The sequence below is a fragment of the Niabella insulisoli genome (assembly GCF_039652435.2).
Lineage (GTDB): Bacteria > Bacteroidota > Bacteroidia > Chitinophagales > Chitinophagaceae > Niabella > Niabella insulamsoli.
Genome location: NZ_CP190246.1, coordinates 1,998,875 through 2,012,223, shown reverse-complemented (window position 1 = coordinate 2,012,223; position 13,349 = coordinate 1,998,875). Strand labels below are relative to the sequence as shown.

8 protein-coding genes are annotated in these 13,349 nt (G+C 46.2%); all 8 read right to left on the bottom strand.

Going from position 1 to position 13,349, the window contains the following annotated elements:
- Window positions 1-315: 315 nt before the first annotated feature.
- Complete coding sequence (locus ABDK00_RS08545) at window positions 316-1,320, bottom strand: DUF4625 domain-containing protein (RefSeq protein ID WP_346238466.1); 1,005 nt, start codon at window positions 1,318-1,320, stop codon at window positions 316-318.
- A gap of 150 nt (window positions 1,321-1,470) precedes the next feature.
- Window positions 1,471-1,956, bottom strand: a complete 486-nt coding sequence (locus ABDK00_RS08540; RefSeq protein ID WP_346238467.1) for a DUF4625 domain-containing protein — start codon at window positions 1,954-1,956, stop codon at window positions 1,471-1,473.
- Window positions 1,953-4,367 (bottom strand): TonB-dependent receptor, encoded by a 2,415-nt coding sequence (locus ABDK00_RS08535; RefSeq protein ID WP_346238468.1) that lies wholly within the window; start codon window positions 4,365-4,367, stop codon window positions 1,953-1,955. The genes ABDK00_RS08540 and ABDK00_RS08535 overlap by 4 nt, the downstream gene beginning before the upstream one ends.
- 166 nt (window positions 4,368-4,533) lie before the next feature.
- Window positions 4,534-4,878, bottom strand: a complete 345-nt coding sequence (locus ABDK00_RS08530; protein WP_346238469.1) for a hypothetical protein — start codon at window positions 4,876-4,878, stop codon at window positions 4,534-4,536.
- A gap of 204 nt (window positions 4,879-5,082) precedes the next feature.
- Complete coding sequence (locus ABDK00_RS08525) at window positions 5,083-6,561, bottom strand: sulfatase (RefSeq protein WP_346238470.1); 1,479 nt, start codon at window positions 6,559-6,561, stop codon at window positions 5,083-5,085.
- 139 nt (window positions 6,562-6,700) lie between these two features.
- Window positions 6,701-8,542 carry a glycoside hydrolase family 2 protein gene (locus ABDK00_RS08520; protein WP_346238471.1) on the bottom strand — a complete coding sequence of 614 codons (1,842 nt, stop codon included), beginning with the start codon at window positions 8,540-8,542 and terminating at the stop codon, window positions 6,701-6,703.
- Window positions 8,543-8,837: 295 nt separating this feature from the next.
- Complete coding sequence (locus ABDK00_RS08515; protein WP_346238472.1) at window positions 8,838-10,259, bottom strand: sulfatase-like hydrolase/transferase; 1,422 nt, start codon at window positions 10,257-10,259, stop codon at window positions 8,838-8,840.
- Between the two features lie 488 nt (window positions 10,260-10,747).
- Complete coding sequence (locus tag ABDK00_RS08510) at window positions 10,748-13,213, bottom strand: glutaminase family protein (RefSeq protein WP_346238473.1); 2,466 nt, start codon at window positions 13,211-13,213, stop codon at window positions 10,748-10,750.
- Between the last annotated feature and the right edge of the window lie 136 nt (window positions 13,214-13,349).

Sequence of the window (13,349 nt, the reverse complement as noted above, 5' to 3'; positions counted from 1 at the left end):
TCCGTTTCATGGTTTGTAAGGTTTATGTTTAATGTAGTATTGTGGCAGAAACAGTGGAACCTTTGAACAGTTGTGCTCCATGAATATAATGCTATTGCCGAAGAAATAAATGTGCAATCGATTGCCTAAAAGCAAAACACGTATCGGCAGTCATGGTTGGTAGCTTCCCGTATACCGAGACAAAAATCGCAGCACCACCGATTGCAGCAAATGACTGCAACAGTCAAGCCTTGGGATAATAAGACGACCGATTAAAACAAATGATAGTATAGTTTTTACGCCAATACTATCATTTGTCAGCTGCCTTAAAAGCCGTTAATGATCGTGCTCCTCTTCGGCGTGGATTTCGAATTTCAGTTCCAGTTCATTGCTTCCAGCAAAAGCAGTGGCATAATCAGCGCGGTTCCAGTCTACCCGTGTAATAGTTGGCTTGACGCCAGCATTTAACCGGCGCATTACAAATGTCACGTCCTTTTCCCCCTCATTCGCATGTCCTACCAGGAAATAGGAAGTAACCCCGGTCGTGCTGATAGCTCCCGACACTGTTGTACCATCTGCATACGCGGTTTCCCGGGTCTGAAAAATAGCTCCTTCATGTGTCGGTGAATTGGGATTTAGAATAAAGTTGCCCCCAATCAAAAAAGCCTTATAATTAGCCGCCGCAGCGGCGTTAGCGATATATTGATATTGCGTTTCTACGCCACTGGCATCATAGGTTTTGAGTGCAATTTTGTAAATGCTTTCCGGCTCCAGGTGTAAATGAGCATTGGAGATGGCCACCCCCGTTTCATCAAAGAGGATCGTGTCCGACAGGCCTTCTATGGCGCTCCCCAGGCCATGAAAGTGGTCGCCATGGCCCTCAACGCCGGTACCCGTAACGCTTGTGAAAATAAGGGCAGCGCTGGGGCTTTTTCGTTCAATCCGTAAATCAGATTCAGCTACTGCTACATTACCCAACCTGTCTGTTACTTTTATACGCAAGTGATAAGCGCCTGCCGCAGCACCGGACGGAATATCAATATGCTCATGCAAAGTTGCGTTTTTTGTACCGCTGTAGCCATCTGTAAAGGCTTGGCTAAATTCCCATCCGGCGCCGCTTTCCGGATGAATTTCCACCACGATGTTTTCGATAGTGCCAACAGCGGTGATGGCACCTTCAATATGCAGATCAGACCCCGCATAGGCCATCTTGTTGTTGCCCGTCCCAACTTCCAGCCCGGTGATTACAGGTTGGCTCACGACATCGTCTTTTTTGTGACAGCTGGCGATCGATGCGGTGAGTAGGATCGCGACACTTACATTACTGAGAATTTTCTTCATACTGTTTTTAGTTTTTAAAAATGAATAGTTATTTATCTAAATGGAATGGAAAAGACATAGATTTTCGGCTCGGCCAACAATACTGAAGTGAATTGCTAACGGCCGCGCTATGGGCTTTATCAGTCCTGCCGGCATCACCTTTTCGTAGGGCTACCTGATCTTTATGCTTAGCCCTTTTAAAGTTTGCCAACCCTCTTTATCCGTAACACGTATCAGAAAATGATAATCGCCCGGATCTATAGCTGACGGAATTTCTATTTCCTGTACGGCTACATAAGTTTTGCTCCCCGGAGGAATGGGCATGCTTTTGATGAGCAACATCGGGTTTACCGGAGTCTTCTTGGGGTCCAGGCCGCAATCATTGACCTCGGTACTATGGGTATGGTGGTCGAAGTTGTGATGAATATCAAAACTCACTGATCCCAGTTCCACATTATCCGACACCACCGCTTTCACGACAGCTTTTGCACCTCGCGAAAATTGAGAACATTGTTTCGGAAAGGCCTGCTCGCTTGTCACATCAATGTCCGGATACCCGGTGTCGGCGAGCGCTGTGTCGCGCTTCGAACAGCCGGCGAAAAAAACACCGACAGATGCGGTTATCAATAGCATTTTCAACTTCTTTTTGTAGATCATATTGTTTTCTTTTTATTGGGAAAATTAAAGGGCAGTTTCAGCGACACCACCAGATTGCGGCCCTGCTCGGGCAAGCCTATCAGCCTGTAAAAACTGGTATGGATCATGTAGCGGGTGTTCCATACATTCTGCAATTGCAGGCTGAGCCATGCCTCCTGGTTTTGCATGCGGAAACGCGTACCTGCCTGAATATGCATGACCGTATAACGATCTGTTTTGCGCTCTGGTGGAACGATATTATTTTGTGCTGCAGTTAACCGCAGATCTACCGAAATATAAGTGCGTTTAAAAGGCGCTGTATGCACAGGCTCATACAGCAAATTGAGTAGTAAAGAAGGCGGTGGAGAGAAGGGCAAACCGAATCCTTTTTTGCTTCCCGACAACTGCTCCGCGTATAAATATTCCCCCAACAGTTCGGAACCCAAGGTTTCCGTTATCCGGTATTTCAACCGAAGCTCTCCTCCATAACGCAAGACGCGGCTCTGCGCATATTCAAAAACCTGGTTGCCCGCCCCATACAGGTAATCGTGATTTGCTGTAGGATTCAAATAGATATAATTAGGAAAATAATTGAAGAACGGGCTCACTTCTGCGTGCCATTTATCATGGGTCCATACCACACCGGCATCAACCTGATAAGATTGTTCCGGATCCAGGTTTGCATTTCCTTTCTCATAACTGAAATAATGATAATTGACACCATTTGCAGCCAGCTCCTTTGCCAAAGGCACTCTGAAACTTTTGCCTATGTTCGCTTTGAGTTCAACCTGCTTCAAGTTGTAATTGATCCCAACAGCGCCTGTTACACTATTAAAATAGCGGTTTGTCCGTGCCGCCCTGAGGACAAAATCAGGCGCTGCTATGCCGCCCGTTTCAACCGGCGAAGGAAACCAATCTTTATACGATTTGATGTGTACAAAACTGTGATCGTACCGGAGCGCGCCATGTAAGATGGCACGATGATTCACATACACTTTATCATATATAAATGCCCCGATCGAACGCTGATTGAAAGACGGCACTACAAAGCTCCAGCCACCGATTATATTATTTTGTAGGTCACCATTGATACCAAATTGTAAATCATGGTTGCCTATCCTGACCAGGTCTTTTATGCGCAATGAATACACGGTTTTATCAAAGAGCCGTTCCAGGTTCATAGGTATAGCCAGCGTATCGGGATACACGGGCGGCATGTAGCCATGGTTTACATAATGATTGTATTCCTTCCGGCGGTTGTGCTGATAACCAGCCTCCGTTTCCACAGCGTGATTCCCAAAAACAGCACGCGCCCGATTGACTATTTTGAAATGATTGACCTGCTGGTAAGGCATCAGTATATCCCGGCTGCTGCGGTCGTGGAGCGCTGCATCTACGCGGCGTGGCTCCAACCCATGCGCATTGGCAAAGAAGCCACTCTGAGTGAAAACATCATCAACATAAAAGACAGCGCGCAAGCGATCAGTAATATAACCCGAACTGGCATGGAGACTGAGTTCTCTGCCTGCCGTGTTACGCAAATGCCTTTGGTATAGCTGCACCGGAAAATCATATACAAAAAGGCTATCCGCAGGCACGCGGTAATCGCCATAGTCCTGGAAACTAACGCGGCCGGTGGCGAACCATTTATGTGTCCTGCCATAAAGATGTACTGAAGTGCCATAAAGCCCATTGTTGGTTTTTCCAATCAGGTTTACGTCGCCACCGAAGCTTTCGGGGCCCGGCAGACCAGGGGGCCTTAGGTTGACGGCGCCGGCAATGGCGTCGGAACCATAGGCGAAGGAAGCCGCACCCTTTAGTATCTCCGCCTCTTCCACATCAAACTGATCAATTTCCAAACCATGATCGGCTCCCCACTGTTGCCCTTCATGCTTGACGCCTTTGTCAATTACAACAACGCGGTTAAAGCCCAGGCCCCTGATCAACGGCTTTGACTGGCCGGATCCAATGCCAATTGTTTTCACACCGGGTAATCTTTCGAGGCTCTGCATCAAACTACCGCCCAGATGTTTTTGTATGAATTCATCGGTTACTATTTCAAGATTTAATTGCTCCTGCCGCTTCTGATCGTTGATCGTCGCATTGCGCACCACCACCTCTTCCAGTACATGCGCCGAAGGACGTAGCGTTATGGACAGAGACAGGCTTTCATCGTCGATGACGATTGATTTTTTAACACCCTTAAAACCCGACTTCAAAATTTTTAGCTGATAAGTTCCCCGGGGTATTTTTTCAAAAGTATAAACACCCGAAGGGCCTTGAAACGGCGCAACCCCAACGCCTTCCAGCCTTATCAATGCGTTCGCTACCGGACAACGATCATCGTCGATGACAGTAACAATCACCTGGCGCGTTTGGGCGTGAAAGACAACAGCTATCAGGCAGCAGCATAGCAGCAGCAAAAACTTCATGGATATAATTGAAACGATACATCAGCGCATGCGCCACCTCAGGAAGGCACACGGCTACTGAAAATTTAAAACTGGTAGGGCGTAGGCACAACATGCTGGCAGCAGCCATGCAGACGCAGCAAGAAACAATGTTGTATTCTATCTAAAATAAAAAGCAACTACGCGGTTAAAGCGTAAGCAGCATGGGAGGGCCTTTATTGATAAAGCCCTGAATTGTGAATTTATAGCAGCCCATATAATAGCGACTGCTATGCAGCGGCACGCGCTGCGACGGGGAACTGAGTTGAAAAGAAGGAGCCTCATTGTCCGCATGATGCTGATGGCGCATCTGATCACAGCTATGACAATGCGACTGAATTTTTGCCATAGCAATAGCAGCACCATCACTCAGGTGCTTTTCGTCATGATGCTGATGAAACAATGGAATACCCAACATAAAAAGCATCGACAGGCCAAAAATGACCGCCGCGCATTTTTCTGATAAAGTTTTTATGTTGGAACGAGAATGCATAAAATTTGCATCAAAGTTGCATTTTTAATTTCAGTTATCCAACTCTTTCTTGTCTTTTATTTACAAAAACTGTCGTTGGTTCCGGATAAGTGTAGCACGACCTCCGTTTTGTATTACCGGTAGGCGGTGGGTTTGAGCGATACCGACTATTTTTTAACTCGTGGTAACCTCTTTAAAAGAAGCGGTATCTAAGCTATGCCTGCCTCATTTTTCGATAACAAAATAAGGAATGGTTAAAAGGCGCTTTTTAATATCGGCAAACTTGCGGCCCGGATCTTTAGAGGCTGTATAAGCCGGATTAGGTGCAGGAAGCACCGCGTTTATACTGGAAAGATATCGCTGCATTTCTTTCCGCATCTGTTTGACCCTGTCGGGTTGTTGATCGGCCAGGTTCTTGGACTCAGCAATATCCTTCCTCAAGTCAAATAGAAAATCTTTATCGTCTTCGTAAAAATGGATGAGTTTGAAGCGCTCTTTTATCATTGCGGTGGCAGGCTGGCTGCCTTTTTCCAGTTGATAATGGGGAAAATGAAATACGACAAAATCACGGGGCCTTTCGATAGGAAGCTCCGAAGCAGGCCGCCTCAAGGCTGCTACAAGACTACCCCCCTCCAACTGCTTGGGCAGGTTGCGAATATCCAGCCATTCGCAAATCGTCGGAAAAAGATCGTAGCTAACCACCGTCTGTTTTGCATAAGCATGCTTGATGCCCGGGCCGGCTACCAGGAAGGGAACCCGCACGCCACCCTCCCAAACGGTGGCTTTCCAGCCGTGTAACGGCCCGTTGATATTCCCAGGGCTCTTTGTTGGCTGGCTGCCGTTGTCAGCTAGATAAACAATGTAGGTATTATCTTCAATGCCCGCTTCCTTTATCGCTCTCATTAATCTTCCGATACCATCATCCAGATCTTCGCTCATGGCTGCAAACCTGGTATCATTATGACGTTGGCCAACTGGCCTGCCTTTCACCTTTTCGATCGTTTCTCTTTTTGCCTCAATGGCCAGATGCGTGGCGTAGTGGGACAACTGCATGTAAAACGGCTTGTGTTCAGCGACTTTGTTTTTCATCCATGCGATGCCTCTTTCAGTAATACCATATATATCTTTCGGATTTCCGTCCAACCGGAGATTACCTTCGCGATTGGACGTTTCTCCGTCGCTTTTATCAAAGCCATGCTTTTCGGGGCCCCCATTTCCCAGATGCCATTTGCCAAAATGCGCGGTCTGGTATTCCGGCCTTTTGGACTTAATGAACGCTGCGATGGTAAGTATATCATCGGGCAAGCCGTCTATATGAGCGGCCGGAATGAGCTTATTATTTTCATAAAGCGGCCCCTTGTGTCGTTCGATAATATCGGTCAGATGGAGCGCCGCAGGTGAAAGCCCGGTCAGGATACTGGCCCTTGTCGGCGAGCAATTGGGATGGGCGGCATAGCCATTGGTAAACACTACAGCGCGTTTTGCCAACGCTTCCAGATTGGGCGTTTTAATATAATCGCTTTTTGATGCAGCTATCGCTGGATCCATTAAAACAGAAGTCGTTCCCCAGCCCTGATCATCGGCCAAAATCACAATGATATTCGGCGAGCGCATGCTGCCTTTGCTTGCTTGTGCACCGATCGTTGGCGCCCCCATAATAATCCCAATTATTATGCTAAGGACAGTTGCTGCTACTGTTTTCATATCGTAGAAATACTTCTTTGTCAGGCACTTCACAAGTGAGCGCTCAGCCCCCTGAGAACTCCTTGATTTTTCGACCTGCTTCTTTTTATTTTTTTTAAAAAACTCAATAGCACGTGCAGCGACCTGCTATGATCAATTTTTAATCTTTTAATGCTGCATGAATTTCCTTCAACACATCAACCGGAATTTTTATAATCTTTCTATCGTAGGTCATTAATCCATTCACTTCTCCTTCCACATCGGTGGTTTGGGTATAAACCGCTGCTGACAACCCTTTTGTTCTTTTCATCTCCACAATCTGATCAAATTTGTGTTTATAGTTCTTTAGCAAATCCTCCGCGGAATGATAAGTCTGGTATCCCCAATTTCTCATATCCGGATTCCACAGATGGCCTTTGATGGGGTAACCGATACCTCCAAACTCTCCGATTACGCTGGCCCTATCTTTGGGCGCCGGTGGAATATCTACCGTTGTCTGATAGGTGTGGATATCATGCATATCGCCGACAGGCCTTAATGCCCAGCCGCTCACCGCATTTACAAGGCGCGTGGAATCAAGCGCCTTAACATTGTTGGCAAGGCGGACGGTAGCGTATTGCCCCCAACCCTCATTTAAAGGTACCCAGGTGATAATACTGGGAGCATTGTAATGCTGATCGATCATGCGGCGAAGCTCCCACTCAAACTGCGCGGCTTCTTCAGCGTTTCTGTAAAGATCGGGGCCGTTCCTTCCCACATGCTGCAGGTGCAGCGGCTTTTCCTTACCGGTTTGCTCCACCACCATACCCGAAGGCATATCCTGCCATACCAGCATGCCGGCTTTATCGCAATGATAATACCAGAGGTCGGGTTCCACTTTAATATGTTTGCGTATCATATTAAAACCCATTTCTTTTGTTTTGATAATGTCAAAAACCATCGCCTCCTCAGAGGGTGGTGTATGCAGGCCATCAGGCCACCAGCCCTGATCAAGCGTTCCGTATTGAAAGATGCGCTTATTGTTGAGAAAAGTGTACTTCAAACCATCCTGCGTGCCGATACTTATTTTTCGCATTCCAAAATAGCTACTCACTTTATCAAGTATTTTCCCTTCACCGTCTGAAAGTGTTAGGTGCACATCATACAAAAACGGATCTTCAGGCGACCATAACCTCGCATTTTTTAGGGGAATTTCGACATCTCTATTGATGGCGACTTTTGCTTCGGCAACCTTTTTACCATCGGCTATTACGTTTATACTTGCGCTGTAGCTGGATCGAAGCGGCCTGTTTGATATGGGCACAATGCGCACCGTCCCTTTGTCAATATCCGGAACAATTTTCACTTCGCTCACCCAGGCGTCTTTGGATACAGCTTCCAACCAAACCGTTTGCCAAATGCCGCTAACGGGCGTATACCATATGCCCTGCTGTTGCAGTTGCTGCTTTCCACGGGCCTGCGCCCCCGAACTGGAAGGGTCATCTACAGCTACAACAACTTCCTGCTTGCCTGTTGCTTTGAGGTAAGGCGTTATATTAAATGAAAAACGATCGTATGCTCCTTTATGCGAACCCACCAATACGCCGTTCACCCAAACCGTTGCCTCCCAGTCTACCGCATCAAAATTCAATATTACATCATTGTCCTTCCAACCTGCTGGTACGGAAAATTCCTTTCTATAATACAACCGGTCTTCAGGCCGAAAAGGTTTCTTAACGCCGGACAGCGACGACTCCACACAGAACGGCACCAGGATCTGGCCATCGTAGCTTGCGGGCACCGGCTTATTTTTTCGTGTGATACTGTAATCCCAAAGACCATTAAGATTCATCCAGGCGTTGCGCTTTAACTGCGGCCGGGGATATTGTTGCCACACGTTTTGTGGCGTCACTTTGCTCGCCCATGCTGTCATCTGAGCATTGGGTTGAAGTTGCCATTGCTGGCCCCGCGATGATACGGTGAATAATGCTGCTACAGCAACAATAAAAAAATGTTTACGCATAAAATATAATAATCTTGTTCAAAACCTGGCAAAGCTACCCTGAGGGGCAGACAAAAAATGTATTGGGCAAACGATACGAAAAAAGCTGAAGTTTGAATTTTAGCAGCAATCAGTCCGCATCTATCTTTTCACAAAAAAACACCAGTTTGAAATAATATTTGTATCAAAACCTGATCGATTTGTATCATTTTTTATGCTCACCCGTTTTTTAGCCCGTATGTGCATGCTTCCGCTTACTACGACCCATCGATCGTCAGGCCAAACTGCTTTCAAAAGCGGATGGGTATTGCCCTGCTCAATTAGAATTGGCCAGCCGCGGCAGGCTACGCCACCATTGTTCCAGCTTCTTTTTCAACTCATTTGCTATAAGCTGCTGTGCGGTAGCTTTATTGTGTTGTTCGCGCGGATCATGGGGTATATAATACAGCTGCTGATCGCTTCCATCGCTATTCATTAAAAACTTCCAGTCCCCCGACCTGATGGCCAGGTTGGGACTTTTATCGCGGCCTTTGGGGTAATTGTAAGCGATATTATTTCTCCCGTACTCCCAATACAAATCCTTAGTTCTTGATGAGGCCTTTCCTTCAAATACCTTACTGCGATCATACCCGTCACCTTTATACGACGATGGCAGCCTGATCCCCGCCATTTTAGCAAAAGAGGGCAACAGGTCCATGGCGCTTACTACCGAGGTTGTATCCATTTTCCCCGCCGGAATGCGATGCGGCCAGCGAATAAGAAAAGGCATTCTGATGCCACCTTCATATAAGGACAGTTTAGTACCCCTTAAACCGCCAGACCGGCTGCCGCGAAAGCTGGGTAACGGACCGTTATCACTGGTAAATACAATGATCGTATTTTCTTCTATGCCCAGTTGCTTAATTCCGTCTAACAAGCGGCCAATCTGTATATCATATTCTTTTAGTACCCGTTTGAAAGCCGCCTCTTCCTCCCTGTTTTTGGGATATGTGCCGGCATCTCCATCTGGTTTAGGCACCCAGGGCGTATGCACATCATCGGGCCATAAATTTACAAAACAAGATTGCCCCTTATGCCTTGCCAGGAAATCAAGCGTTTTATCTACAAAATATTGAGTGCGATCCCAGCGTTTAATGCTGTCTTTGTCTGACCATATCCAATTAGTAGCCGTTATGTTAGGATCAGGATCAGGGCTTTCATAAGTGCTAATATGTTCGTCAAAACCGTACTGATCAAAGCCAGGAGCGTCTAGCACATCTCTGCCACCGCCCATATGCCATTTACCGAAATGCCCTGTAATATACCCGGCACGCTTAAAGAAACGGGCCATCGAGGGAGCCGACGGTTCAAGAAAATCGGCCTGCTCTGCATTCCGGTTATGTTTCCTGGTATCCAGAAAGGTACAAAAGTTCCATCTTCCGGGATACATACCTGTAAGCAGGCCCGCCCTTGAGGGAGAACAAATAGGCGCCGCACTGTAATACCTGGTAAGGGCCACGCCTTCTTTTGCCAGGCGGTTTATATTAGGTGTGGAGACGAGTTGACCTCCAAAACAGGACAGGTCACTATACCCCATATCATCGGTAAGTATCATGATGATATTAGGAGCCTGCTTCGGCTTTTCTTTGTCGCTACCTGAATACGCAGCGGCTGCAGTCATTTTAAAAAGCAGCAAAAAACACAAAACAGGAAGCATATAAATGCTGGTGCAGGAAAGTTTACAGCATATCTTTTTCATTGTTTCATTTTTAATTTGAGGCATGATTCCAGAAATAATTTGCTTTCTGCAGCCCACCCTTTAAGTTCAGATCTTAACTTTGTGAAAGCAAGCCTTTCCTATCATAGCAGCGTCAAGTCAGCAAAAAGGCGCGTCGTAATCAATCCGTATTTATCATATACAAAAAAACAGCAGTTTGCAATACTATTTGTATCAAAACTTGATCGATTTGTGTCAGTTTCTATGCCAGCCTGCTTTTTACAGTATTCAATGCGGGAAGCGTCCAATACCGCTTGCCGGGTATCCTCATATACTTTAGAGGGAGCCGATAATAACATTATGGCGTTCCGCATATAGGAAGAAGACTGTTTAAAAGCGTCTTCCATTAAAAAGCGATATCTTAACATTGAACCGACTTTAAAACATAATCTGCAAATCTCAATGAGATCAAAAAAGGCTGCCTCCTATTTGAGACAGCCTCTGCACATTGAAATATGTAACAATAAATGCTATTTGCTCAATTTAGCTTCCAGCACTTTCATCCAATAGCCACCCAAAACGCTTCTTGCCTGGAAGCCTATTTTTTTGCCGTTGGTTGTTTCATGCCAATCGCTGAGCGGTACACGATCCGGCGTTTCCCGGGCATATTTATAAACGGGCTCTACAAAAGCTTTAAAATCTTTCAAGTCTTTTGCCATGGTCGCGGTCCATAAAATCCAGTCGCTTTTGGTATATGTTTTCCGGCTATCCAAAGGCAGGCCGTACGCATTTTGATGTTTGAGGTAATAAGTGATTTCCTTTTCTATAACCGACGCGGGGAAAATATTAAAGTTTAAAATTTTGTCCCAAACCAGGTTGTACTTCTGGCTCCAGGTTCCCTTTTTCTCAAAGGCCAATGTATAGTGATCACCGTCTTCGGCAAGCCGCATCCATTCGGGCACCATTCCCACTGCGATGTTATGGTATTTTTCATACACATCATCCTTGCCTAACATCTTTGCCATGGCAGCATAGCTTTCGATCCCCATGATCGCCTTCATCGACAGGTTGGCGTTACGGGCGAGGTGGCCTGCGAAATCGTCTGTGCACAACTGATTCGCCGGATCGAATCCTTCTTTAACCAGATAATCCGTCCAGGTCGTCAATGTTTCCCAATGCTTTTCAGCATATTTTGCATGGCCTTCAACCTTTGCAATTGCAGCTGCAAGTATCACCATATTTCCCGACTCTTCAACCGGCATATCTTCACCATAAACCTGTGCGTTCGCCAAAGGATAGGTGCCGAGATCGTGAGCAGCAAAAGGTTTTTTCCATTTGCCACTTTCGCTGTAATAAAAAATGCCATTCATCATTCCTTTTTCAAGATCCGGGTTGTAAACCAGGAACAGGGGCGCCGACGGATAAGTAAGATCGACCGTGTTAATACACCCGTTGCTAAAGTTTTCCTTCGATAACCACAAGAGATCACCTTGCGGGCTTTCTACCAACTTGTGAGCGGCGATTACCTGGCGATAAGTCATTTCACAAAGTTTTGCGTAGGCTTCACCTCCGGCGTTTAAGGCATCTGTATAGATGGTCGCATCGACCTGCTTGCATTTGCTCATCACCGCGTCATAATCGCGATTGGCTTTATCGAGCTGATCTTCTATGCTGGAGTTATTATCCTTGTTCCACCAGGGACGCAGGTTTTTACCGAAATACTGGATCGACCAGATATCGTCATAGCCTAACAAAATTTTTGCAGATGCCTTTTTTGATTTTCCAAGATTAACAATTGTGGCTAAAGAAAGCTGCCTGCCCGTTAATTCTTTAGTCGCTGGCTTCACGCCATTCTTTGCAAAGGTTCCCAGCGCCTTCGATTCTGAAGAAGTTATAAATTGCGTAGCGTTTGTATGCTGGGGAACAGCTACGTGTACATATCCCCAGTCAATGCGGATATCATCTCCTTTTTTTGCCAGGACGGGCTGCGCCGTTGTTCCGGCTTTCAAAATGGATAAACCCTTGGCCGTGTATTGCGTGGCATTCACTTCCTGCGCCGGCGTGTTTACCGCCAGGTTTGATGAAGTATTCAAAAGAAGCTCCACATGATGTACGCCGCCGTCGTTAGAAGCTGCTTCAAAGCTGATATATGATACGGGCCTTGCCAACAAATCCAAATCTTTCAATAACAATGGCGATGTAAAACTAACTTTCAGGTCCACCGGCCCACAGGTAAAATCATAAACCGTTTGGGTAGCTTTTAGCTGAATGTTTTTCTGAACGGCATTCGCCACGGTTGCCGCCATTTCCCTGCGTTCTTTTACAAGGCCGAAATCAAGATGCCTGCCACCTGCAGTGTTGCGGATGTGGATGGCGAGCATGTTCTTTCCCTTGCGAAGTATAGAGGAAGGATTTTTAATCGGTATATAAATGTATTTGTGTACCCAACCATCTTTTTGATAGATCTCTTTTCCGTTGAGATAAACTGTCACATTATCATCGTGGTTAAGTTTCAGGTAGAGGTCTTTCATATTATTGTCAAGCATAGTAAACTCCCGCCTTACCCAAAGATCTGCCGACTTCCAGGGTGTTTTGGCTACGCTCCTGTCATCTCCGAATGGAGCGCTTCCGCTTTTCCATTTGCTGTCGTTAAAAGAAATATCGGACCAGCCCGATGCTGGAGTCGCTTCTGTGTAGCGTAGCTGATAAGCCTTATCTTCCGACGCCGGCAGTAACACATCAAATGATTTTGATTCGGAACCTAAAAACCGATATACTTTTCCGTCAACTTTTGCGTAACCGGTTAGGGATTGATCGGCGCCCGTCCAGTGTTTGGTAGGCGATTCGTTAAGCTGATCCGTGAATGACCATATACTAAAATACGGGTCGTGAGTGATAAGCGGATAAGCCGGCGCCTGCTGGCTTTGAGCCGCCGCCACGATGGACCAGCTGGCAAATAATAAACTGACGGAGCGTCTGAAATACTTAATCATCATTTTACGGTTTATGACTTTAGGAGGTAATAATATTTATTTAGTAAGAAGCAAATCAATATTCAAATAGTTATGGCAAATTTTATCCATGTTTGGCAAGGGGCGTAAAAGTAGTGCTTTTCGACAAAAAGGATTTTTC

Bases quoted from the DNA above. Each gene is read 5' to 3' on its own strand.
- ABDK00_RS08515 (WP_346238472.1), bottom strand. From the start codon at position 10,259: ATGAAAAAGATATGCTGTAAACTTTCCTGCACCAGCATTTATATGCTT.
- ABDK00_RS08510 (WP_346238473.1), bottom strand. From the start codon at position 13,213: ATGATGATTAAGTATTTCAGACGCTCCGTCAGTTTATTATTTGCCAGC.
- ABDK00_RS08525 (WP_346238470.1), bottom strand. From the start codon at position 6,561: ATGAAAACAGTAGCAGCAACTGTCCTTAGCATAATAATTGGGATTATT.
- ABDK00_RS08520 (WP_346238471.1), bottom strand. From the start codon at position 8,542: ATGCGTAAACATTTTTTTATTGTTGCTGTAGCAGCATTATTCACCGTA.
- ABDK00_RS08535 (WP_346238468.1), bottom strand. From the start codon at position 4,367: ATGAAGTTTTTGCTGCTGCTATGCTGCTGCCTGATAGCTGTTGTCTTT.
- ABDK00_RS08545 (WP_346238466.1), bottom strand. From the start codon at position 1,320: ATGAAGAAAATTCTCAGTAATGTAAGTGTCGCGATCCTACTCACCGCA.
- ABDK00_RS08530 (WP_346238469.1), bottom strand. From the start codon at position 4,878: ATGCATTCTCGTTCCAACATAAAAACTTTATCAGAAAAATGCGCGGCG.
- ABDK00_RS08540 (WP_346238467.1), bottom strand. From the start codon at position 1,956: ATGATCTACAAAAAGAAGTTGAAAATGCTATTGATAACCGCATCTGTC.